Raw genomic sequence first — 21,185 nt, 5'->3', positions numbered from 1 at the left:
GGCGGAAACCTAGCTGGCCGATGGTCGTGCTGCGGGAAAAGGTCGCATGGCCGCCTGAGCGACAACGGTTGTCGCCGGTACTGGAGAAGGGGACGCGCGGGCTGTCGGCGAGGCGACAGCGCAAAAGATGGCGGAGGCGGTGAGATTCGAACTCACGGAAGAGTCTCCCCTTCGGCGGTTTTCAAGACCGCTGCCTTAAACCTCTCGGCCACACCTCCGCAGTGCGGGCGGCAATACTACCGGATCGCAATACACTGTCAAACTCTGTGGCTGGGCAGGGGCTTGACCTCTGTTATGCTCGACCCCAAATACTTGGCCATCATCCTCAGAGGAGAACGCCGCCATGCGTGAACAGCAATATCAGATGGACCGGACCGGGCTCGGCGAGGTCGCGATCAGCAAGGTCCTGCGCAACACCTACACGCTGTTGGCCATGACACTCGCCTTCAGCGGGCTGGTCGCCTACGTCTCGCAGCAGATGCGCGTGGCCTACCCGAATGTCTTCGTGGTGCTGATCGGCTTCTACGGCCTGTTCTTCCTGACCGTGAAGCTGCGCAACTCGGGTTGGGGTTTGTTGAGCACGTTCGCCTTGACCGGCTTCATGGGCTATACCCTCGGGCCGATCCTCAACCTGTACCTGGGCATGCCCAACGGCGGTGAGGTGATCGCCTCCGCCTTCGCGATGACCGCCCTGGTGTTCTTCGGCCTGTCCGCCTACGTGCTGACCACTCGCAAGGACATGAGCTTCCTCTCCGGTTTCATCACCGTGGGCTGCTTCGTGCTGCTCGGCGCGGTGCTGGCGAGCTTCTTCTTCCACATCACCGGCCTGCAGTTGGCCATCAGCGCCGGCTTCGTGCTGTTCGCCTCGGCCTGCATCCTCTACCAGACCAGCGCCATCATCCATGGCGGTGAAACCAACTACATCATGGCTACCATCAGCCTCTACGTGTCCATCTACAACCTGTTCATCAGCCTGCTGCAGTTGCTCGGCATCGCCAGCAACGACTAAGGCCCTCCAGGTTCAAAGAAGCCCGCCCAAGTGCGGGCTTCTTTGTGTCTGGCTCGGGAATCGGCGATGCGATGCGCTGTCGCAAGAGTAGATTCCCGTAGAGAGGTGTTAGCCATGGCTCAGAGGCATTTCCTGAACCACGAAGCGATTTCCTCGGCATTGCCGGTGTCCGGTGGCTTCGAGGCGGTGATCGCGGTGAAGCGGCGCGGTTCGGGCGAGCGTCCGCTTTTTCATCACGTCGCCTATGGTCGGCGCTTCGCGCTGGCGTCCGAGGCTGATGCCGCGGCGGAAGCGGCATTGAACAAGCTCGCCGAGATCGGTCCTGCCGGGGAATTGCTCGACGGCGAATGACCGCTGGTCGGTCTGCGCAGAGCGGCCGTGGTTTGCAAGATGCATGAAACAATTGCCTGCTTTCATGCATCTTGCCAGCCGCTTCAGGACGGGGCACCCCGCAGGATGCGGTCAATCCGGGATGGATGGGCTGGCACGCCGATTGCTATCTCACGGCGACCCGACTATCCAACCAGGAGCCCTAACATGGACATTTCCCTTCCCGCCCTGCGCGCTGCTTTCCCCGAACATGAAGTGTCGCTGACCGCGCGCGCCGATGGCAGCACGCTGGTGCAACTGGAGAAGGACGGGCTGCAGGCGCAGCGGCTGGTGCCGTCCCCGCAACTCAGTGCTCCGGTGAGCATGCAATGGCTGATCAGTGCCCTGCGCCGTGAACTGGCCGTCGCCCTGGAGAGCAGCGCCGTGGCTGCCAGCAAAGGTCGCGGACGCACCCGTCTGGCCAGCTGAAGTCTGCCAATCTGCCGAGAAGGGACGCCTGCACGAGGCGCCCTTGCCGCTCGCGCTCAGTCGAGTTCGAGCCAGATCGGCGCGTGGTCGGAAGGCTTTTCCATTCCGCGCAGGTCGTAGTCGATGTCCGCCGCTTTCAGGCGCGGTATCAGCCCGGGTGACGTCATGATCAGGTCGATGCGCAGCCCGCGCCGTGGATCATCCTCGAAGCCGCGGCTGCGGTAGTCGAACCAGCTGAAACGATCGGCCACGTCCGGATGCAGACGGCGGAAACTGTCGACCATGCCCCATTCGCGCAGCTTGGCGAACCAGGCGCGCTCCTCGGGCAGGAAGCTGCACTTGCCGGTGCGCAGCCAGCGCTTGGCGTTATCCGCGCCGATGCCGATATCGCAATCCTCGGGCGAGATGTTGAAGTCGCCCATCACCACCACGCGCTGTTCGGGTGTGTGGCGCTCTTCCAGCAGGCGCTGCAGGTCCGCGTAGAAGCGCGTCTTGGCGGGGAATTTGATGGGATGGTCACGGCTCTCGCCCTGGGGGAAATAGCCGTTGTACAGGTACAGCGGCTGGCCGTCGGCGTCCTCGAAAACCCCGCCGATCCAGCGGCGTTGGGAGTCTTCACCATCCCAGGGAAAGCCCTTGATCACTTCCAGAGGTGCCCGGCGCGAGAGCAGCGCCACGCCGTAGTGGCCTTTCTGCCCGTGGTAATGCACCTCGTAGCCCAGCGCACGGACCTCCTCGAAGGGGAATTGCTCGTCGGCAACCTTGGTTTCCTGCAGGCCGATGACGTCGGGCTGGTGACGCTCGATCAGCGCCGCGAGCTGGTGTGGACGAGCGCGCAGGCCGTTGATGTTGAAGGAGACGATCTTCATCGGGAAAAAACTGTCCGAGACCAAAGAGGGCGATGCTAGGCAGCGCGCGGCTCCTGTGCAAGGGCCGCGCCTCGGCTGGCGGCCCGCCGGATGGGCTGCTAGCTTGCAGTACAGGCGCATCCAAGACCAATAACACCAATTAGGGGGTGCAGCATGTCCGCCAGCGATCCGTGCAATGACTGCCAGGTGCTCATGCTCGACGGCGGCTTCGCCGGCGAGGTTCGCTCGTTGCTCTACCACGCCTATCGGCGTGATCCGGCGTGGGTCTATGTGCTCGAGGCAGAGCGCCCCGATTACGAGCAGCGGGTGCGTGCCACCCTGCGGGAAATCGTGGCTCGGCACCTCGCCGACGAACTGCCGACGCTGGGCTTGTTCCGCGACGACAGTCTGGTCGGCGTCGCGCTGCTGCAGCCTCCGGTGCGCCGGCTGGAATTCACCGAAAGCTGGCCTTGGCGGCTGCGCATGCTGGCGCGGGTCGGCCTGCGCGGCACGCGGCGCTTCATCGCCTATCAGCAGGCGATTCTCGCCAGCCTGCCGGAGGGACCGCACCATCACATCACGCTGCTTGCGGTACATCCCCTGGAGCAGGGGCGTCACCTGGGCGAGCAACTGTTCCAGGCCGTACACCGCTGGTGTGCGGAGGAGGGTGGTTCCCGCGGGGTGGTACTCGACAGCGCCAACCTTGCCCTTGAGGACTTCTATATGCGCCAGGGTTACCGTGAGGTCGCCGAGATCGCATTGGGGCCCTTGCGCGAGCGCCTGTTCGTCCACGCCCATGCGCCGATGGCTCTGCAAAGCGGCCTGGCGGGATGACCGAACGGTCATGCGGAGAGGTCTGACCCTTCCAGAATGTCGCATTCGGCGTGTTAGCATCCGGTCCTATGAAGCGAGCCTACAAGATCGGCTGGTCGCTGGTTGCGCTGTGTTGCAGCGCGGCGGCCATGGCCGACAATCAATTGCGTGTGCAGGTAAAGCCGTCGAATTCGGCCCTCTCGAACAACATCGAGGGGCATGTGGGGGAACTGGAGGGTTTGTCTCGCGAGACCCTCGAACGGCGCTTGCGTGGCGTTCGGGAGCAGGCTCGGCGGGCCGCCGAGGCGCTGGGGTACTACCACGCGCAGATCGACGCGCATCTGAGCGACGACGAACCGCCCACCCTGCGGTTGCAGGTCGAGTCAGGCGAGCCCGTGCGTTTGCGCAAGGTACAAATCCGTATCGACGGTCCGGCGAACCAGCTCGCGGCGTTTCGCGTGCCGGATGCACGGCTGCTGCGTCCGGGGACGGTGCTCAACCATGGCGTCTATGAGGATGCCAAGACGCTGATCGAGAATCAGGCCGCGCGCTATGGCTTCTTCGCCGGACACTTCACCCAGAGCCAGTTGTTGGTGGACCCCGAGGAGAATGCCGCCGATATCACGCTGATCTACCAGAGCGGCCCGCGCTATCGGCTGGGGCACGTCAACTTCAGCGGCAATACGCCCTTCGACGACGATCTGCTACGGCGCATGGTGCCGTTCGCCGAGGGCGCGCCCTACGACAGCGAGTTGATCAATCGCCTCTACCAGGCCCTGCAGAGCAGTGGCTACTTCCAGGGTGTGCGGGTCGATGCCGCGCCCGCCAGTGCCAGGGAGCAGGCGATTCCGGTGGAGGTCCGCCTCACTACCCGCAAGCCGCGCACCATGGGCCTGGGCCTGGGTTACTCGACCGACGTCGGCCCGCGTGGGCGCGCCGAATGGACCCGCCATTGGGTCAACCCCCAGGGCCACAGCTACGGTGCCGAGATGGAGCTTTCCGCGCCACGGCAGAACGTCGGCCTGTGGTACGACATGCCGGGCGAGGACCCGCTCAACGACAAGCTGCGCATCGCCGGCGGCTACCAGTACGAGGAACTGGCCGATACCGACAGCCTGAGCAAGCTGATCACCGTGGGGCCGGAGTGGCATCGGCGCCTGGAGAACGGCTGGCAGCGGGTGTATTCGGTCAAATGGCTCCGCGAGGAATACCGCCTGGGCGACGACTCGGGGCTGGCCACGCTGACCATGCCCGGCATCGAATTCAACTACCTCAACAGCGACAACCGCCTGGACCCCAGCCGTGGCTATCGCCTGCGCGTGCAGAGTCAGGTAGCCAAGGACGGGCTGCTTTCGGACGCCGATCTCTTGCACAGCGAAGCCATGGCCAAGGGCCTGATCACCCTTGCCGAGCGGCATCGCTTCCTGGCCCGTGGGCAGTTGGGGATGAACTTCACCAACGAATACAAGGCCGTGCCGCCCTCGCTGCGCTTCTTCGCCGGCGGTGACCAGAGCGTGCGTGGCTACGACTACCAGACGCTGTCGCCGACCAACTCCGACGGCGACCGTATCGGCGGACGCTACATGGTCGCTGGCAGCCTGGAATACCAGTACAGCTTCGCCGCTCGCTGGCGTGTGGCGGCGTTCGTGGATCAGGGCAACGCGTTCAGCGACCTGGAGCTGCCTTCGCTGAAAACCGGCGTCGGTTTCGGCTTGCGCTGGGTCTCGCCAGTGGGGCCGCTGCGTGTCGACCTGGCCCATCCGCTGGACGGCGAAGGGGGTATCCGCCTGCACTTCTCCATGGGGCCGGAGCTATGAAGCGCGTCCTGTTGAGAACCGTGCTCGGCGTGCTGGCGCTGCTCCTGCTGTTGGGGGCGCTGGTCACGGGGTTGCTGGCGAGCCAGGCGGGCAGCCGCTGGTTGTTGGAGCAGGTGCCCGGACTCGAAGTGGAAGGCTTCAGCGGACGTCTCGGCGGCGCCTGGCAGGCCGAGCACTTGCGATGGCAGTCGGGCGAGCGTCTGGTGCAGGTCGACGCACCGATGTTCGCCTGGCGTCCCGCCTGCCTGCTGCGCGGCACGCTGTGCATCGATCGTCTGCGCGCTGGAGAGGTGCTTCTGCAACTGCCGCCCAGCGAAGCGCCCGCCGACGAAGACCCGGCGCCCTTCAGCCTGCCGGACCTGGACCTGCCGCTCGGCCTGGAGCTGGGCGAGGTTTCCGTGGGGCGCATCCTCTTCAACGGCGCCGAGGAACTGACCGCGCTGAACCTGGTGGCCCACTGGAATGCACAAGGCCTGCAACTCGATGCCTTGCAGGTGCAGCGCGATGACCTGCGCGCCAACCTGCACGGCCGGTTGTCGCCGCAAGGCGACTGGCCACTGTCGCTGACGGGCGAGGTGGAGTTGCCGGCGCCGGATGCCCAGCCCTGGGCGGTGGAACTTGAAGTGGCGGGCGAATTGAAGCGCCGCGTTACCCTCGCCGCCGGTAGCGCGGGCTACCTGCAGGCCACCCTGCGTGGCTGGTTGGAACCCCTGAGCGAGGATCTGCCGGCGAGCCTGGTGATCGAGACCCGCGAGTTCAAGGCCGCCGCCAGCCTGCCGGACACGCTCACCGTGCAGCGCCTGCGCCTGAGCGCCGAAGGCGATCTCGCCGAGGGGTTCACCCTGGCGGGCCAAGGCGCCCTGGCTGCCGCCGAGGGGCCGATCGCGCTGAATCTCTCCGGCCACGCCGATACCCGTGGGGCGCGACTCGAAGGACTCGAGTTGCGTGCCGACGCTGAGCATCGGGTCGGTCTGGTAGGCACCGCCGACTGGAGCGACGGGCTTTCCGCCGACCTGCAACTGGACTGGCAGGATTTCCCCTGGCAGCGCCTCTATCCGCTGGACTCGATACCGGTGCAGTTACGCCAGATGCAGGCCCAATTGCAGTACCGCGACGGACGCTATCTGGGTAATTTCGCCTCGACCCTGGACGGCCCGGCAGGGCGCTTCCAGCTTTCCAGCCCGGTCAGCGGCGACCTGGCGGAAGTGCATCTGCCGTCGCTCAAACTGGTAGCGGGGCAGGGTAGCGTCGAGGGCCAGCTCGGCCTGGGCTTCGCCGATGCGCTGAACTGGAAGACGCAACTGCAGGTGAGCCAGTTCGATCCTTCCTACTGGCTCGCCGAGTTGCCGGGACGCCTGAGCGGCCCTTTGCAGAGCGAAGGCAGTCTGCGTGACGGGCAGCTCCAAGCCACTGCCGAGGTCGGCCTGCAAGGCCAGTTGCGCCGCCAGCCTGCGCAACTGGCGATCAGCGCCAGTGGGGCAGGGGAAGCCTGGACCCTGCAGCGCCTCGACGTGCAGTTGGGCGACAACCGCGTGCAGGGCAGCGCGGGGCTGAATGATGCACTGACGGGACAGCTCGACATCGCCTTGCGGCGCCTCGACCAGCTCTGGCCGGGCCTGCGTGGCGCGATCAGCGGCGACCTGTCGCTGGCCGGCAACCTGAAAGCGCCCCAGGGCCGCCTGGCGCTGAAGGGCAGCTCACTGGCGTTCGCCGAAACCCGGGTGCAGAGCCTGTCCCTCGACGCCAACCTGGACGCCGCGCAGCAAGGCACGCTGGACCTGCGGGGCGATGGGCTCGCCCAGGGCGAGCTGGCGCTGGGCCTCCTGCGTGTGCAGGGCTCGGGGGATGCGCATCGTCAGCAGGCTAGCCTGAATCTGGAGGGCCCCACCGCGACCGCCGAACTGGCGCTGGGCGGCGATCTCGCCAGCGATGCCGGCGGTTGGCGCTGGAATGGCCAACTGCAGCGGGCGCATCTGGCGGGTTACGGCCAGGATTGGCGTCTGCAGAATGCGGCGCGTCTCACCCGGCGCGCCGACGGCCGCATCGAGTTCGCCGCGCACTGCTGGGTGAATGGCGAGGCCAGTCTGTGCGGGGACGACCAGATCCTTGCCCCCGAGCCTCGACTGCGCTACCGGTTGCGTGACTTCCCCTTGCAGAGCCTGGCGCAGTTGCTTCCGGATGACCTGCGCTGGGAGGGCCAGTTGAATGCCGACCTGTCGCTCGATCTGCCGGCGGCCGGTCCCACGGGCAGCGTGCGGGTGGACGCGGGGAGCGGGCAGTTGCGCATGCACGACGGCGCCGACTGGGTCGACTTCGACTACCGCGCGTTGGCCCTCGACATGCAACTGCGGCCGCAGCGCGTGACCCTCGATGCCCGCTTCGATGGCGATCGCCTGGGACAATTGCAACTGCAGGCCAACATCGACCCCCGCCAGGACGACAAGCCGCTCGACGGACGCTTCCAGCTCAGTGGTCTGCAACTTCAGGCGGCGCGTCCGTTCCTGCCGATGGTCGAGGAACTGCAGGGCTCGCTGAACGGCGACGGCACGCTTTCTGGCACGCTACAGGCGCCGCAGGTCCGCGGGCAGGTACGCCTCTCCGAGGGTCTGATTGCCGGCGGCGATCTGCCGACGCGCTTCGAAGACCTGCAGTTGCAAGCCAACATCCTCGGACAGCGGGTGCAGCTCGAGGGGGGCTGGAAGAGTGGTGAACAGGGCCGTGGCAGCCTGGGCGGCGCCATCGACTGGGCCGATGGCCTGGACGTCGACCTGAGCATCACCGGGCACCAGTTGCCGGTGGACGTCGAACCCTACGCCGAGCTCGAAGTGGCGCCGGATTTGCGCGTCAGCATGCGCGGTGGAGCGCTCACCGTGGCGGGCACGGTTCGTGTGCCGCGCGGCAGCATCATCGTGCGCCAACTGCCGGCGTCGACCGTGAAGGTCTCCCAGGACACGGTCATCGTCGGCGAGGAGCAGGGCGATGCTCCGGCGGGGTTGACGATGGCGATGGACATCGACGTGGTCGTCGGCGAGCAGAAACTGACCTTCTCCGGCTTCGGCCTGACCGCGGAGATCGCCGGTCAGGTACACATCGGCGACAACCTGGAGACACAGGGCGAGCTGAACCTGAACAAGGGCCGCTACCGAGCCTACGGCCAGCGCCTGACCATCCGCCGGGCGCGGCTATTGTTCACCGGCTTGATCTCGCAGCCGTACCTGGATGTCGAGGCGGTGCGCGTGGTCGACGACGTGACCGCGGGGCTGCGCCTGTCCGGCAGCGTGGTGGCGCCGAGTACCGAAGTGTTCTCCGAACCGGCGATGAGCCAGGAGCAAGCGCTGTCCTACCTCGTCCTCGGGCGCCCACTCGGCGGAGACAGCGGCGACAGCAACCTGCTGGCGCAGGCCGCCCTGGGGCTTGGCCTGGCCGGTAGTTCGCGGATCACCGCCGGGCTGGCGCAGAATCTCGGCATCGAGAACTTCCAGCTGGATACCGAAGGCTCGGGCAACAGCACCAGCGTGGTCGCCAGCGGAAGCCTCACCGATCGACTGAGCCTGCGTTATGGCGTTGGCGTTTTCGAGCCCGCGACGACCATCGGCCTGCGCTATGAACTGACCCGGCGCCTGTTCCTGGAGGCCGCGAGCGGGTTGGCGAGCTCGCTGGACCTGTTCTACCGTCGCGATTTCTGACGCCTGGCGGCGCGGCGCCCCCTCTCCCCCAGCCCCTCTCCCACGAGGCGCGAGGGGAGCGAAAAGCCAAGCCGCGCCTGTTAGCGCCCGGGTGGCGAGGGGAGCGAAAAGGCCAAGCCCCACCCCAATAGCCCCTCGCCCCTCGTGGGAGAGGGGTTGGGGAGAGGGGGATCCCTTCAGGCTTTAGCAGGCATCCCGGAAACCACGCTCCTCCCGCAGCGCTGCCTCGTCCAGCAACAAAACTCCGCGCATCCGAACGCCGTCGTGCGCGTGCTAGGATGCCCGCCTTGCGATGCGTCGGGCGCCTTGCGGTGCTCTGGAACACGCTCGCGTTCTCTATAAAACAAGGAGTTACGGATGGAATCAGTTACCAACCTGGTCAACCAGATCAATGGTCTGGTGTGGGGCCCGCCGATCATGGTGTTGATCCTCGGCACCGGCCTGTTCCTCATGATTGCTCTCAAATTCATGCCTCTGCTCCGCATTCCCACCGGCTTCGCGCTGATGTGGGGCGGGCGCAGCAAGAACTCCGACGAGTCCGGCGAAATCAGCCCTTTCCAGGCGCTGATGACCTGCCTGGCCGCGACCGTCGGTACCGGCAATATCGCGGGCGTCGCCACAGCGATCTTCCTCGGTGGTCCCGGTGCGCTGTTCTGGATGTGGTGCACCGCACTGGTGGGCATGGCCACCAAGTACGCCGAGGTGACCCTCGCCGTGCATTACCGTGAGAAGGACGAGCGCGGCGAACATGTCGGCGGCCCGATGTACGCGATCAAGAACGGCCTGGGTGGCAAGTGGATGTGGCTGGCCACGCTGTTCGCACTGTTCGGCGGTCTGGCGGGTTTCGGTATCGGTAACATGGTGCAGGTCAACAGCATGGCGCAGGCACTGCAGGCCAGCTTCGGCGTGCCGCTGTGGTTGACCGGCGTGCTCTCGATGGTTCTGGTGGGGATGGTGATCCTCGGTGGCATTCGCCGCATCGGCGTGGTCGCCGCTGCGCTGGTGCCGTTCATGTGCGTGGCCTACATCATCGCCGCCATCGTGGTGCTGGTGGTCAACGCCGCCCAGATTCCCGCGGCTTTCGGCCTGATCTTCGACCATGCCTTCAGCCCGATCGCGGCCACCGGCGGCTTCGCCGGCGCGGCGGTGATGGCGGCGATTCGCTTCGGCGTGGCGCGCGGCATCTTCTCCAACGAAGCCGGGCTAGGGACTGCCGGTATCGCCCAGGCAGCCGGGACCACCAACAGCGCGGTGCGCTCGGGGATGATCGGCATGCTCGGAACCTTCATCGACACCCTGGTGATCTGCACCATGACCGGCCTTGCGATCATCTGCTCGGGCGTGTGGACCAGTGGCGAGAGCGGCGCGGCCCTCTCGGCGGCGGCCTTCGAGTCGGCGATGCCGGGTATCGGCGGTTCGATCCTGACCCTGGCGCTGGTGGTCTTTGCCTTCACCACCGTACTGGGCTGGAGCTACTACGGCGAGCGTTGCTGGGAATACCTGGTCGGTACCCGGGCGATCCTGCCGTTCCGCCTGGTGTTCGTGCTCGCGGTGCCCTTCGGCGCCATCGCCCAACTGGACTTCGCCTGGTTGCTCGCCGACACCCTCAACGGGCTGATGGCGATCCCCAACCTGATCGCGCTGTTGGCGCTGAGCCCGGTGCTGGTCAAGCTCACCCGCGACTATTTCCAGGCGCGCTGAGCCGGCTGAGGTGAAACCCGCCGCCGTCGCGACTGATGCGACGGCGGCCTGGCCGGCATACACTGCGCGCTCTTTCAACAGAAGAAGGATTCATCCTCATGGCTCAAGTGACCCGGCGTGGAACCCCGATCGACGTGGCTGGCGAGTTGCCCGCCAAGGGCCAGCAGGCGCCCGCGTTCAGTCTGGTGGCGGCGGACCTGTCGGACAAGACGCTCGCCGACTTCGCCGGCAAGCGCAAGGTGCTGAACATCTTCCCCAGCGTCGATACGCCGACCTGCGCGACCTCGGTGCGCCGCTTCAATGCCGAAGCCGCCAATCTGGTGGATACCGTGGTGATCTGCATTTCCGCGGACCTGCCGTTCGCCCAGGCGCGCTTCTGCGGGGCGGAAGGGCTGGAGAACGTGGTCAACCTGTCGACCCTGCGCGGCGCCGAGTTCCTCAAGAACTACGGTGTGGCGATCGCCAGCGGGCCGATGGTCGGCCTGGCGGCGCGTGCCGTGGTGGTGCTCGACGCCCAGGACAAGGTGTTGCACAGTGAGCTGGTCGCGGAAATCGGCTCCGAGCCGGACTACGCCGCAGCGCTGGCCGTGCTCTGAGCCTGAGTGCTGGCGGACGGCGGCTGCCGTCCGCCGCACATCACTCGTCGTCGCCTTCCGCAGCGACAGCGGAGAAGCAGCGGATGTTGTGCTCGTCGTCCACGCGCCAGCCTTTTTCCTCACCGAGGTACTCGGCTTCCATCAGCGCGTTGTAGCTGAAGGCCCATTGCTGCTTCTGCGAGCCGTCGAGGGCCTGGATGTGCAGTACCATCGTCGTGCTGCCGAAGGGTTCGCCCGCTTCCGCGGCGGCATCGGCTTCGTCCAGCAGGGCCTCGTCGAGGGTGAATTCGCTGGCGTGCAGGCCGTCGATCTCCAGCATGTCGGCGGTTTCCAGGTCGTCCAGCAGGTAGCGTTCGCTCATCTGTTTCGTGCATTCCGGTGAGGGGCAAAGAGTCAGCGCTGCGCGCCGCCGCGTATTGTCCACGGACTGGCGGCGCCTGGCTATCGCCGGGTGGCGAGAAACTCGCCCTTGCCCACGGGCACCAGGCAGCAGTCGAAGGCCGCGTCCGCACGCACCTGGGCGGTGAACTCGGCCATCTCCTCGGCGTGGGAGAGGGCATTGTCCACCACCAGCAGCCCGCCGCGGGGTAGCAGGCGCTTGAGCTGCGGCCACCAGGCCAGGTACTCCCTGCGCTGGGAGTCGAGGAAAATCAGGTCGCAGGAAGCATCCGCTGCCTGGGCGAGGTAATCGCCGGCATCGCCTTCGATGGCCTGGATGACGTCGGCCAGGCCGCCTCGGGCGAAGTTCTCCCGCGCCAGTTGCAGCTTCCAGGCCGAGCGTTCCAGGGTGACGACCTGGCCCTGCAGCGCGCGGCTGGCGGCGGCGAGCCAGAGCGTGGAATAACCGTTGGAGGTGCCGATCTCGAGAATCCGGCGGGCACTGCTGGCACGCACCAGTACCGCGAGGAATTCGCCGGTATCGCGGGTGATGTTGAGCATGCGCCGCGGGCGCTCGCTGATCTGCGCGTCGTTCTCTTCGCCGAAGCGCTCGAGCTCTTGCAGCAGTCCATCGAGGGTCTCGTCCATCCGCCATTCTCCTTGTTTTCGGACTCGCGGAGCCTGACAGATGGACACGCAGGAAGATAGCTACGCCGGCTGGTAGCTGCCGGGGACGGGGGCGAAGGACACACCGAAGCGGTTCCAGGCGTTGATCGCGGCGACGGCCAGGGTCAGATTGGTCAACTGCGCTTCGCTGAAGTGCTCGCGGGTCTGCTCGAACAGCGCCTGGCTGACGCCGCCCTGGGTCAGCAGCGTGTTGGCCTCGGCCCAGGCCAGCGCGGCGCGTTCACGGGGGCTGAAGAAGGGCGTTTCATGCCAGGCGCTGAGGGTGTAGAGGCGCTGCTCGGTCTCGCCGAGGGCGCGAGCGTCCTGGGTGTGCATGTCCAGGCAGAAGGCGCAGCCGTTGAGCTGCGAGACGCGAATCTTCACCAGCTCCATCAGCGGCTTGTCGATGCCATCCTCCTGGCTGGCCTGGCGCACCAGGTAGTTCTCCAAGGCGAGCATGGCCTCGTAGGCCTTGGGTGCAGCTTGACGGTAGTTCATGCGCATTGCGGTGACTCCTCTGTGAATGATGGAGCCAGCCTACTGGGGCGTCGGAACGCGCTATTGTAGAAATTCGACATCTTTCGCGAGGTGCCCCGGTGGCCAGCGCAGCGCTGCATAAGCCCCACTTGTCCGGATTCAAAAGTCGCTTGCCCTGCGCGGCGTTGCGTCCGTACGTGCAGCACTTCTGGTGGCTGGAGGTGGCGGCGGATTCGCTCGATGCGCAGCGGCTGCATCCGGATGGCGCCAGCGGGTTGTTGTTCAATTTCGCTCAGCCGCTATGGCTCGACGGCCTGCAGGTCGGCCAGTCGCTGCTGGTCGCAGGGCCGCAGTTGAGCAGCAGCCAGCTACGGTTGAATCGCTCCTCGCGACTGATGGGGGTGCGCTTTCAAGCGGGCGCCGGCGCGTTCTTCCTGGGAACAGGACTGGATACCCTCAGCGGCTTCAATGTCGATCTGCCTCAGACGGAGTTCGCATCGCTGGCGGAGATTCTGGAGCCGCTTGTCGAAGTCGAGCAGCAGGCGCTGCTGGAAGCCGTGTTGCTGCGGCGGTTGGCGGCGAGCAGCCCGGGACGCTCGCCGGTGCAGCAGTTGTTGGGTGAAATCCGCCTGAGTCAGGGGCGAGGGCGAATCGCCGAGCTGCTGCGCGAGGTGCCCTTGGGGCAGCGCCAACTGGAGCGGCAGTTTCGTCATCAGGTGGGGCTCACACCGAAGCAGTACGCCCGCATTCAACGCGTCGCCTGGGTACGCCTGCAGTTGCAGCAGAACGCCTCGCTACTGGACGTAGCGCTCGCGGCCGGGTACGCCGACCAGGCGCATTGCATCCACGACTTCAAGGCGGTGATCGGCGAAACGCCCGGACAGTACCGCGCCCGCACGGGCGCCCGGTCGCGCTTGGCGGAGTGAGCGCGGCGTGGCGTATTGCGTGCGTTGAGCAGCCCCCCGAACATGACGCCGCCCCGCGGTAGCGCGTCGGTTCGCTGAGCGCCCCATGCCGCTGTTACCAGGCCAGGCAGATCTTGCCGAAGTGTTGGGCGTTCTTCTGGTATTCGAAGGCGGCGGCCAGCTCGCCGAAGGTGAAGGTGCGATCGATCACCGGACGGATGCCGGTCTGCTCGAGCGCCGCGACGAAGTCCTGCTGGTCCCTGCGGCTGGCGACGATCAGCCCCTGCAGGCGTGCCTGCTTGCGCATCAGCGTGGCAGTCGGCACGTCACCCTGGAAGCCGGTGAGCACGCCGATCAGAGCGATGTGGCCGCCGACTTTCACCGTCTCGATGGATTGCGCCAGGGTGCCGGGGCCGCCCAGCTCGACGACGTGGTCGACGCCCTGGCCGTCGGTCAGCGACAGAACCTGCTGCGCCCAATCGGGATGCGTCTTGTAGTTGATGCCGGCGTCGGCGCCCAGGGCCTTCACGCGTTCCAGCTTCTCGTCCGAGGACGACGTCACGATCACCCGCGCGCCCATGGCCTTGGCCAACTGCAGGGCGGCGATGGATACGCCACCGGTGCCCAGGGTCAGCACGGTTTCACCGGCCTTGAGCTGACCATCCACCACCAGCGCGCGCCAGGCGGTCAGCGCGGCGGTGGTGATGGTCGCGCTTTCAGCGGGACTCCAGCCTTTCGGCGCCAGGGTGAAGGCCGCGGTTGGACGTACCACGTACTCGGCGGCCATGCCCTGCACGCCGTCGCCGGGGGTGTGGCCGAAGTGGCCGACGCCGTCGAAGGGCAGACCGGCCGACCAGTTGGGGAAGAACACCGAGACCACCGCATCGCCCACGGCGAATTCGCTGACACCTTCGCCCACCGCCTCGACTACACCGGCGCCGTCGGACATCAGGATGCGCCCGTCCTCGTTCGGCGCCAGGCCGCTGGCGACCAGCAGGTCGTGGTAGTTCAGCGAGCTGGCCTGGATCTCCACGCGGATTTCTCCGGGGCCGGGCTGGCCCGGGTCGGGCAGTTCGCTGAGGGTGATGCGCTCGAAACCGCCGGGAGCGGTGAGGGTCATGGCTTTCATGGGGTGTCCTCCTGTAGGCCTGCGGTCGCGCCATGCTAAGGCGCGTCGGGAAGGGTAGCGCGAACCTGAGACCGCTTAAACGTCGGGCGCCGCAAGACTGGCGGCGATCACCTCCCGTAGCCAGCGGTGAGCAGGATCGCGATGCACGCGCTCGGGCCACAGCATGAGCATCTCGAAGCCCTTGACGGGCAGGGGCGGCTCGACGGTTTTCAATGAGGGGTTTTCCAGCACCGGGCGCTGCGGCAGCATCGCCACCAGATCGCTGGCCGCCAGTAGGGCCGGCAGACTGCTGAAACGCGGGACGGAGAGCACCACGCGACGCTTCAGGCCGCGCTGCTCCAGCGCGGCGTCGGTCGGCCCGCTGAAGCCGCCGCCGTCGGGCGAGACGATGACGTGTTCCAGCGCGCAGAACGCATCGAGGGTGAGGGGCCGCTGCAGCGCCGGATGATCGGCGCGTCCCGCCAGCACGTAGCGTTCGCTGAACAGGCTGCGCTGGCGCAGACCGGGTGGCGCGTCGCTGGCGATGTGGAAGGCCAGGTCCAGCTCGCCGGCTTCGGCCTGGCGCAGCAGGTCAGGTGGTGTCAGGTCGATCACTGCCAGGCGTGTGGCGGGCGCCTCGCGGCGCAGGCGAGCAACGCTGGGCAGCAGCACCGTCGTCTCGGTGTAGTCGGTCGCGGCGACGCGCCAGGTGTGTTGCGCCTGCGCCGGTTCGAAGCGTTCCTCCTCGGCCAGCGCCTGGTGCAGTGCCTCTAACGCCCGGCGCAACGGCGCGCGCAGCGCTTCGGCACGGGCGGTGGGGCGCATGCCCCGTGGGCCGGGCAGCAACAGTGGGTCACCCAAGGCATCACGCAGGCGGGCCAGCTGCACGCTCACCGTGGGTTGCGCCAGATGCAGGCGCTGCGCCGCGCGGGTCACGTTGTGCTCGGCGAGCAGCGCATCGAGGGTGACCAGCAGGTTCAGGTCGAGGCGTCGCAAGGAATCATGCATCGGTATACCTGGGATTCAAGATATTCATTTCTGCAATGAGAGAGCCTAGCAGCATCATGAGGCCCATTCCCAATGGAGCTCTGCCATGAATGTCCTGATCGTCTATGCCCACCCCGAACCACGCTCGCTCAACGGCGCACTCAAGGACCATGCGGTCCGCCACCTGGAGCAGCAGGGGCACCGCGTGCAGGTCTCGGACCTCTATGCGATGGGGTTCAAGGCGGTGCTCGATGCCGCTGACAGCAGCGCGGTGTCGGCCGAGCGCTTCGATCCCTCCGAGTCCTCGCGGCTGGCGCTGGCCAACGGCACCCAGGCTGCGGATATCGCCACCGAGCAGGACAAACTGCTCTGGGCCGATGCGCTGATCCTGCAATTCCCGCTGTGGTGGTTCGGCCTGCCGGCGATCCTCAAGGGCTGGGTCGACCGGGTCTATGCCTGCGGCTTCGCCTATGGCGTGGGCGAGCATTCCGACACGCACTGGGGCGATCGCTACGGCGAAGGACGCCTGGTCGGCAAGCGCGCGATGCTGATGGTCAGCATGGGTGGCTGGGCCTCGCATTACAGTGCGCGGGGCATCAACGGTGCGCTGGATGACATCCTCTTCCCCATCCAGCACGGCATCCTCTTCTACCCCGGCTTCGAGGTACTGCCGCCGTTCGCGATCTATCGCACCAGCAAGGTCGACACCGCCGGTTTCACGACAGCCTGTCGTGACCTGGAGCGACGGCTCGATGGTCTGTGGACGGACGCCCCGATCGCCTTTCGCCGACAGAACGGCGGGGACTACCTGATTCCGCAATTGACCTTGCGGCCGGAGTTGGCGGTGGGACGGGCAGGGTTGGACATTCACCGGGTGGGCGGGGAGGCGGGTTGAGGCGTTCGCAGCAGAGCTGTTTCTCAGGCCGTCATGCGCTGATAAATAAACCCGGCCCTCATTCTCTGCTGCCACGGCCGTACTGGATCGTGGCAAAGCTCCCGCGGCTGGCGCGGGAGCAGGCAGCTTCGTGTTTAGCGCGCGGAGCTGCAGTTGCCGGTCTTGGCCAGGGACAGTGCGGCGATGTCTGCCTTGCCCTGTTCGGGGGAGACCTGCTCGAGGTCTGCGCCACCGGAGAGTACGCCCATCTTGATGAATTGACGGATGAAGTAGGTATTGCCAGGTTTGAACATCATTTCCAGTTTATTGGGCGAGAATTCCGACTCTGTTTCCACGGTATGGATCTTCTCTCCCTCCACCTCGGTGTAGAAGAACACGTCCGGCGCGCTCTCACCGATGCATTTGCCATCTACCCAGATGTCCTTCTTGAGGGCTTTGCCCACGAAGCTGTTGCGGTAGATGTAGATACCGGCATTCCCCTGGGTCGGGGCGGCGAATTCCTTGGCTTTGACGGATTCGGCCTGGGGAGCCATGTCGACCGATGCGCAACCGGTGAGGAGAATTGCAGCACTGGCTGCGAAGACTGCGGCGAATTTCATTGCAACGACCTTCCTGGTGTCGAAATACCCTTCGTGGGCGAATGTGGCCGAGCAGGAGAGCAGGTGCGCTCCTTTTGACCCTTGAGCACCTGGCGCTTGAGCGCTCATACCGGTTGTCGAGGGACGCGGGTTGAGCGGGATCTCGGGCCGGGATTTTCCTTGCCCGGCGCCGGGCGCGGGGAGCTTATCTGGACGCGGGTGGAAAGGGTAGCGTTGCGTTAATTCGAGGTTCGGTTGGCCGGCGGTGCGGTAGATATCCCGCTGTCTCGATAGAACATTGAAGGCGTCACACCGAACTGACGGCGGAAGGCGGCGGCGAAGGCGCTCTGGCTGTCGTAGCCGTGTTGTAGCGCGACTTCCAGCACCGACAGGCCCTGCGCCAGGGCCTCCAGGGAAAGCAGTAGACGCGCCTGCTGGCGCCAGCGGCCGAAGGTGATGCCGGTGCTGCTTTGGAAGTGGCGGTGGAAGGTCTTGCTGCTCATCGCCAACTGCGCCGCCCAGTGCTCGGCTGGCTCGCTCTGCGCCGGATTGTCCGCCAGGCTCTGGCAGACCCGGGCGATGCGCGGATCGTCCGGCCAGGGCAGGTGCAGCGGGAGTACCGCAAGGCTGCTCAGCTCATCCAGCAGAAGACGCATCAGGCGACCGTCGCGGCTATCGCTGGTGTACTGCGCCGGGACCAGGGTGGCGGCCTGGATCAGCTCGCGCAGCAGAGGACTGACGTCGATCACGCAGTTGCCCGCGGGCAGTCCCGGCGCCGCGTCGGGGTTGACGAACAGGCTGCGCACGCGGGTCACGCCGCGCATGTGCAAGGCGTGCTCGCAGCCGGCCTGCAGCCACACGCCGCGCGTGGGCGGCGTCACCCAGCGGCCGGCCGGGGTATCCACCACCAGCACGCCCTCGATGGCGTAGATCAGTTGCGCGCGTGGGTGGCTGTGCGCGGCAATCTGGTGGCCGCTGGGGTAGTCGATGGCCACGCCGGTGACCGGCATGGCCAGGGATTCGTAGGGCAACGCGGTGTGATCGACCATAGGGAGCGGCTGAGGAGGGGGAAGCGAGACAGGCTAGCGACGTGCCCACGGATTGTCCATTTTGCGACAGGGATCGTCCATTTAGCGTGAGGTGGTCGGATTTCGTCCCGCTAAGCTGGCCTCTCATTTCGGGAGACGCTGCCATGTCCATCCTTGCCAACCTGCTACTAGCCCTGAGCCCAGGCCGGGGTCCGATCCGGTGCGTGATCGCCACGCGCCGCTGATCTCCCCCCGATCCCGGCCTCGAACAGCCTGCCGCGCAGGCAGGGGAGATCAGGTTTTACCTGTTCCCATCGAGGCGTTCCCATGCTGAGCAATCCGCACACCAAGTACCGCGCGTTTCCTTCCGTCGACCTGCCTGACCGCCGCTGGCCGCAGCAGCGGTTGCAACAGGCGCCCACCTGGCTTTCCACCGACCTGCGCGACGGCAACCAGGCGCTGTTCGAGCCGATGAATCGTGAGCGCAAGCTGCGCCTGTTCGGCGAGCTGGTGCGCCTGGGCTTCAAGGAAATCGAGGTGGGCTTTCCCGCCGCCTCACGCACCGACTTCGACATCATCCGCCAACTGATCGATGAGGGCGGCATCCCCGACGACGTCACGCCGATGGTGATGACCCAACTGCGTGAAGACCTCATCGCGCAGACCGTGCAGGCCGTGGCCGGCGCGCGGCGGGTGATCGTGCATCTGTACAACGCCATCGCGCCGGTCTGGCGCGACGTCGTGTTCAAGCTCTCGGTGGACGAGGTCGAGGCGCTGGTGGTGCGGCATATCCACTTACTCAAGGCGCAGACCGCCGCACACCCGCAGACCGAGTGGGTGCTGCAATACTCGCCGGAGACCTTCTGCATGGCCGAGCTGGAGGTGTCACTGCGCATCTGCAACGCCGCCATCGCGGCCTGGGACGCCGGACCCGGACGGGAGATCATCATCAACCTGCCGACCACCGTCGAGGTCAGCACCGCCAATGTCTTCGCCGACCAGATCGAGTGGATGCACCGGCGCCTGGCGCGGCGCGAGCACGTGGTGCTGTCGGTGCATCCGCACAACGACCGTGGCACCGGCGTGGCCTGCGCCGAGCAGGCGCTGCTGGCCGGTGCGCAGCGGGTCGAGGGCTGCCTGTTCGGCAACGGCGAGCGCAGCGGCAACCTGGATCTGGTGACCCTGGCGCTGAACCTCTACACCCAGGGCATCTACCCCGGCCTGGACTTCTCCGATATCGCCGGCGTGGCGCGGGTGGCCGAGGCCTGCACCGGCCTGCCGATCCATCCCCGCCATCCCTACGTCGGCGACCTGGTATTCACCGCGTTCTCCGGCTCGCACCAGGACGCCATCGCCAAGGGCTTCGCCGCGCAGGACCCGAACGGCCTGTGGCAGGTGCCGTACCTGCCGATCGATCCGCAGGACCTGGGTCGCACCTACGACAGCATCGTGCGGGTCAACAGCCAGTCCGGCAAAGGCGGCATCGCCTACCTGCTGCAGCGCGACCACGGCGTGCAGATGCCGCGCCGTCAGCAGGTGGAATTCAGCGCCCTCGTGCAGAAGCAGGCGGACAGCAGCGAGACCGAGCTGTCCAGCGCCGAACTCTGGCAGCTCTACCAGCAGACCTACCTGGCGCCGGCACGGGCGGGCGGCGAGTTGGTCTACTGCAGCCATCGCCTGCACGACGAAGGCGAGCGGCAACTGATCGAGCTGGACGTGGAAGTCGCCGGCCGGCGCATGAGCCTGCGGGGTGAGGGCAACGGCCCGCTGGCCGCCGCCGTGGCTGCGCTCGATCTACCCCTGCGTATCGATGACTACCAGGAGCACAGCCTGGGCGGCGGCAGCGAGGCCAGTGCGCTGGCGCTGGTGGAAGTCAGCTGGCCGGGGCAGCCCGGTTCACGCTTCGGCGCCGGTAGCGATGGCAACCTGTTGCGTGCCTCGTTGCAGGCGCTGCTGGCGGCGGTGTCGCGCTTCGCGCCGAGCCGCGAACGGCTGCTCGCTCAGGGCGCAGTGGACGCGTAGGCGGCGAAGATCGCCCGGCCGATTTCGGCGATGGCCAGGTCACGCTCGGCGAGCGTGGCCTCGGTCTGGCCGAGGTAGAGGCAGACGATCAGCGGTGCGCGCGAATCCTGCCAGAGCACGGCGGTGATCCCGCGCGCGCCGAAGCCGCCGGCGCCCGAGCGGTCGGCGATCTGCCAGCCGCTGGGCAGCACCGAACGCAGCAGGCTGCCGCTGACCTGGTTGTCGCGCATCCACTGCAGCAACTGCTGACGGCTGTCCAGCGACAGCGCGGGGCCGAACAGCAGGCGCTGCAGGGTGCGGGTCATGGCCTCGGGCGTGGTGGTGTCCCGTGGATCGCCGGGGTGCGCTTCGTTCACCTGGGGCTCGTTGCGGTCGAGTCGGGTCACGGCATCGCCTTGCTCACGCAGGAAGGCGGTGACCGCGGCGGGGCCGCCAACGGCTGCCAGCACCAGATTCGCGGCCGTGTTGTCGCTCAGTTGCATCGTCGCCGTGCAGGCCTGGCGCAGGCTGACGGACTGGTCGACATAGCGCTCGATCACCGGGGAATAGCTCACCAGCGCCTCGCGGCGCACCGGCACTTTAGTGTCCAGCAAGGCGGCGTCGTGCTCGGCGTTCTTCAGCAGCCTCGCGCAGGCGAGCGTCTTGAAGGTGCTGGCCATGGCAAAGCGGCGCTCGCCCTGGTAGCTCCAGAGTGCGTCCGAGCCCGTATCCAGAATGGCCACGCCGACCTGGGCGGAGAGTCGTTTCTCCACGTCATGGATCGCCGTTTCGACAGGTGCCAGATCCGCCGCCTCGGCGAAGCAAGCCGCGGGTAGCCAGAACACGACGACGGTGGCGATGAAGCGCTTCAGGGACATGGCGTGATGACGTCGG

The 21,185-nt window shown here is 66.6% G+C and carries 20 protein-coding genes and 1 tRNA gene; 11 read left to right on the top strand and 10 right to left on the bottom strand.

Features of this window, described 5'->3' with window-relative positions:
- Nucleotides 1–128: 128 nt before the first annotated feature.
- Nucleotides 129–218 (bottom strand) — tRNA-Ser (locus ACYRGX_RS16950).
- A 125-nt stretch (nucleotides 219–343) separates the two neighbouring features.
- Between ACYRGX_RS16950 and ACYRGX_RS16945 the strand changes: the two genes are divergently transcribed.
- From ACYRGX_RS16945 to ACYRGX_RS16935, 3 genes are all read left to right on the top strand, one after another.
- On the top strand, nucleotides 344–1,009 hold the full coding sequence (locus tag ACYRGX_RS16945) for a Bax inhibitor-1/YccA family protein (protein WP_473053616.1): 666 nt from the start codon (nucleotides 344–346) through the stop codon (nucleotides 1,007–1,009).
- 114 nt (nucleotides 1,010–1,123) lie between these two features.
- On the top strand, nucleotides 1,124–1,360 hold the full coding sequence (locus tag ACYRGX_RS16940; protein WP_473053615.1) for a hypothetical protein: 237 nt from the start codon (nucleotides 1,124–1,126) through the stop codon (nucleotides 1,358–1,360).
- Nucleotides 1,361–1,546: 186 nt separating this feature from the next.
- Complete coding sequence (locus tag ACYRGX_RS16935; protein ID WP_473053614.1) at nucleotides 1,547–1,807, top strand: DUF3509 domain-containing protein; 261 nt, start codon at nucleotides 1,547–1,549, stop codon at nucleotides 1,805–1,807.
- Between the two features lie 56 nt (nucleotides 1,808–1,863).
- Here the strand turns inward: ACYRGX_RS16935 and xthA are convergent, their stop codons facing one another.
- Complete coding sequence (gene xthA / locus ACYRGX_RS16930) at nucleotides 1,864–2,676, bottom strand: exodeoxyribonuclease III (RefSeq protein ID WP_473053613.1); 813 nt, start codon at nucleotides 2,674–2,676, stop codon at nucleotides 1,864–1,866.
- Nucleotides 2,677–2,829: 153 nt separating this feature from the next.
- On the opposite strand from xthA, the gene ACYRGX_RS16925 reads away from it, so the two are divergent.
- The 5 genes from ACYRGX_RS16925 (at nucleotide 2,830) to tpx (ending at nucleotide 11,268) form a co-directional block, all read left to right on the top strand.
- Nucleotides 2,830–3,489: a GNAT family N-acetyltransferase gene (locus ACYRGX_RS16925; RefSeq protein WP_473053612.1), complete on the top strand. Its 660-nt coding sequence runs from the start codon at nucleotides 2,830–2,832 to the stop codon at nucleotides 3,487–3,489.
- A gap of 68 nt (nucleotides 3,490–3,557) precedes the next feature.
- Nucleotides 3,558–5,285 carry an autotransporter assembly complex protein TamA gene (locus ACYRGX_RS16920; RefSeq protein ID WP_473053611.1) on the top strand — a complete coding sequence of 576 codons (1,728 nt, stop codon included), beginning with the start codon at nucleotides 3,558–3,560 and terminating at the stop codon, nucleotides 5,283–5,285.
- Complete coding sequence (locus tag ACYRGX_RS16915; RefSeq protein WP_473053610.1) at nucleotides 5,282–8,971, top strand: translocation/assembly module TamB domain-containing protein; 3,690 nt, start codon at nucleotides 5,282–5,284, stop codon at nucleotides 8,969–8,971. The genes ACYRGX_RS16920 and ACYRGX_RS16915 overlap by 4 nt, the downstream gene beginning before the upstream one ends.
- Nucleotides 8,972–9,328: 357 nt before the next feature.
- The gene (locus tag ACYRGX_RS16910; protein WP_473053609.1) at nucleotides 9,329–10,672 is read left to right on the top strand and encodes an alanine/glycine:cation symporter family protein; all 1,344 of its coding nucleotides are present in this window, start codon (nucleotides 9,329–9,331) and stop codon (nucleotides 10,670–10,672) included.
- Between the two features lie 98 nt (nucleotides 10,673–10,770).
- A complete protein-coding gene (gene tpx / locus ACYRGX_RS16905) occupies nucleotides 10,771–11,268 on the top strand; it encodes a thiol peroxidase (RefSeq protein ID WP_473053608.1) in 498 nt (165 codons plus the stop codon).
- A gap of 40 nt (nucleotides 11,269–11,308) precedes the next feature.
- On the opposite strand, the gene ACYRGX_RS16900 is transcribed toward tpx, so the two are convergent.
- The 3 genes from ACYRGX_RS16900 to ACYRGX_RS16890 form a co-directional block, all read right to left on the bottom strand.
- Nucleotides 11,309–11,629 carry a DUF5629 family protein gene (locus ACYRGX_RS16900; protein WP_473053607.1) on the bottom strand — a complete coding sequence of 107 codons (321 nt, stop codon included), beginning with the start codon at nucleotides 11,627–11,629 and terminating at the stop codon, nucleotides 11,309–11,311.
- 80 nt (nucleotides 11,630–11,709) lie between these two features.
- Nucleotides 11,710–12,294 (bottom strand): O-methyltransferase, encoded by a 585-nt coding sequence (locus tag ACYRGX_RS16895; protein WP_473053606.1) that lies wholly within the window; start codon nucleotides 12,292–12,294, stop codon nucleotides 11,710–11,712.
- 60 nt (nucleotides 12,295–12,354) lie between these two features.
- Nucleotides 12,355–12,816, bottom strand: coding sequence for a carboxymuconolactone decarboxylase family protein (locus ACYRGX_RS16890; protein WP_473053605.1), 462 nt, complete (start codon nucleotides 12,814–12,816; stop codon nucleotides 12,355–12,357).
- Nucleotides 12,817–12,938: 122 nt separating this feature from the next.
- Here ACYRGX_RS16890 and ACYRGX_RS16885 point away from each other — a divergent pair, with 122 nt between their 5' ends.
- Nucleotides 12,939–13,715 (top strand): AraC family transcriptional regulator, encoded by a 777-nt coding sequence (locus ACYRGX_RS16885; RefSeq protein ID WP_473053604.1) that lies wholly within the window; start codon nucleotides 12,939–12,941, stop codon nucleotides 13,713–13,715.
- 94 nt (nucleotides 13,716–13,809) lie between these two features.
- Here the strand turns inward: ACYRGX_RS16885 and ACYRGX_RS16880 are convergent, their stop codons facing one another.
- Together ACYRGX_RS16880 and ACYRGX_RS16875 are read right to left on the bottom strand one after the other, a co-directional pair.
- A complete protein-coding gene (locus tag ACYRGX_RS16880; protein ID WP_473053603.1) occupies nucleotides 13,810–14,823 on the bottom strand; it encodes a zinc-dependent alcohol dehydrogenase family protein in 1,014 nt (337 codons plus the stop codon).
- Nucleotides 14,824–14,898: 75 nt separating this feature from the next.
- A complete protein-coding gene (locus ACYRGX_RS16875; protein WP_473053602.1) occupies nucleotides 14,899–15,810 on the bottom strand; it encodes a LysR family transcriptional regulator in 912 nt (303 codons plus the stop codon).
- Nucleotides 15,811–15,895: 85 nt separating this feature from the next.
- Between ACYRGX_RS16875 and ACYRGX_RS16870 the strand changes: the two genes are divergently transcribed.
- Nucleotides 15,896–16,684, top strand: coding sequence for an NAD(P)H-dependent oxidoreductase (locus ACYRGX_RS16870; RefSeq protein ID WP_473053601.1), 789 nt, complete (start codon nucleotides 15,896–15,898; stop codon nucleotides 16,682–16,684).
- 134 nt (nucleotides 16,685–16,818) lie between these two features.
- Here ACYRGX_RS16870 and ACYRGX_RS16865 read toward each other — a convergent pair whose 3' ends face one another.
- A complete protein-coding gene (locus ACYRGX_RS16865; protein WP_473053600.1) occupies nucleotides 16,819–17,283 on the bottom strand; it encodes a DUF2846 domain-containing protein in 465 nt (154 codons plus the stop codon).
- Between the two features lie 218 nt (nucleotides 17,284–17,501).
- Nucleotides 17,502–18,311: an AraC family transcriptional regulator gene (locus tag ACYRGX_RS16860; RefSeq protein ID WP_473053599.1), complete on the bottom strand. Its 810-nt coding sequence runs from the start codon at nucleotides 18,309–18,311 to the stop codon at nucleotides 17,502–17,504.
- Between the two features lie 306 nt (nucleotides 18,312–18,617).
- On the opposite strand from ACYRGX_RS16860, the gene ACYRGX_RS16855 reads away from it, so the two are divergent.
- Complete coding sequence (locus tag ACYRGX_RS16855; protein ID WP_473053598.1) at nucleotides 18,618–20,312, top strand: 2-isopropylmalate synthase; 1,695 nt, start codon at nucleotides 18,618–18,620, stop codon at nucleotides 20,310–20,312.
- On the opposite strand, the gene bla is transcribed toward ACYRGX_RS16855, so the two are convergent.
- Nucleotides 20,291–21,169, bottom strand: a complete 879-nt coding sequence (gene bla / locus ACYRGX_RS16850) for a class A beta-lactamase (protein WP_473053597.1) — start codon at nucleotides 21,167–21,169, stop codon at nucleotides 20,291–20,293. The two genes, ACYRGX_RS16855 and bla, sit on opposite strands and share 22 nt — an antisense overlap.
- Between the last annotated feature and the right edge of the window lie 16 nt (nucleotides 21,170–21,185).

The sequence above is a fragment of the Pseudomonas sp. R4-15 genome (assembly GCF_055768815.1).
The sequence above is the reverse complement of the archived record's forward strand: the minus strand, read 5'-3'. Positions and strand labels throughout refer to the sequence as shown.

What these genes read in the sequence shown, in the direction of transcription:
- ACYRGX_RS16945 (WP_473053616.1), top strand. Translation starts at nt 344, where the DNA reads ATGCGTGAACAGCAATATCAGATGGACCGGACCGGGCTCGGCGAGGTC.
- ACYRGX_RS16940 (WP_473053615.1), top strand. Translation starts at nt 1,124, where the DNA reads ATGGCTCAGAGGCATTTCCTGAACCACGAAGCGATTTCCTCGGCATTG.
- ACYRGX_RS16935 (WP_473053614.1), top strand. Translation starts at nt 1,547, where the DNA reads ATGGACATTTCCCTTCCCGCCCTGCGCGCTGCTTTCCCCGAACATGAA.
- xthA (WP_473053613.1), bottom strand. Translation starts at nt 2,676, where the DNA reads ATGAAGATCGTCTCCTTCAACATCAACGGCCTGCGCGCTCGTCCACAC.
- ACYRGX_RS16925 (WP_473053612.1), top strand. Translation starts at nt 2,830, where the DNA reads ATGTCCGCCAGCGATCCGTGCAATGACTGCCAGGTGCTCATGCTCGAC.
- ACYRGX_RS16920 (WP_473053611.1), top strand. Translation starts at nt 3,558, where the DNA reads ATGAAGCGAGCCTACAAGATCGGCTGGTCGCTGGTTGCGCTGTGTTGC.
- ACYRGX_RS16915 (WP_473053610.1), top strand. Translation starts at nt 5,282, where the DNA reads ATGAAGCGCGTCCTGTTGAGAACCGTGCTCGGCGTGCTGGCGCTGCTC.
- ACYRGX_RS16910 (WP_473053609.1), top strand. Translation starts at nt 9,329, where the DNA reads ATGGAATCAGTTACCAACCTGGTCAACCAGATCAATGGTCTGGTGTGG.
- tpx (WP_473053608.1), top strand. Translation starts at nt 10,771, where the DNA reads ATGGCTCAAGTGACCCGGCGTGGAACCCCGATCGACGTGGCTGGCGAG.
- ACYRGX_RS16900 (WP_473053607.1), bottom strand. Translation starts at nt 11,629, where the DNA reads ATGAGCGAACGCTACCTGCTGGACGACCTGGAAACCGCCGACATGCTG.
- ACYRGX_RS16895 (WP_473053606.1), bottom strand. Translation starts at nt 12,294, where the DNA reads ATGGACGAGACCCTCGATGGACTGCTGCAAGAGCTCGAGCGCTTCGGC.
- ACYRGX_RS16890 (WP_473053605.1), bottom strand. Translation starts at nt 12,816, where the DNA reads ATGCGCATGAACTACCGTCAAGCTGCACCCAAGGCCTACGAGGCCATG.
- ACYRGX_RS16880 (WP_473053603.1), bottom strand. Translation starts at nt 14,823, where the DNA reads ATGAAAGCCATGACCCTCACCGCTCCCGGCGGTTTCGAGCGCATCACC.
- ACYRGX_RS16875 (WP_473053602.1), bottom strand. Translation starts at nt 15,810, where the DNA reads ATGCATGATTCCTTGCGACGCCTCGACCTGAACCTGCTGGTCACCCTC.
- ACYRGX_RS16870 (WP_473053601.1), top strand. Translation starts at nt 15,896, where the DNA reads ATGAATGTCCTGATCGTCTATGCCCACCCCGAACCACGCTCGCTCAAC.
- ACYRGX_RS16865 (WP_473053600.1), bottom strand. Translation starts at nt 17,283, where the DNA reads ATGAAATTCGCCGCAGTCTTCGCAGCCAGTGCTGCAATTCTCCTCACC.
- ACYRGX_RS16860 (WP_473053599.1), bottom strand. Translation starts at nt 18,311, where the DNA reads ATGGTCGATCACACCGCGTTGCCCTACGAATCCCTGGCCATGCCGGTC.
- ACYRGX_RS16855 (WP_473053598.1), top strand. Translation starts at nt 18,618, where the DNA reads ATGCTGAGCAATCCGCACACCAAGTACCGCGCGTTTCCTTCCGTCGAC.
- bla (WP_473053597.1), bottom strand. Translation starts at nt 21,169, where the DNA reads ATGTCCCTGAAGCGCTTCATCGCCACCGTCGTCGTGTTCTGGCTACCC.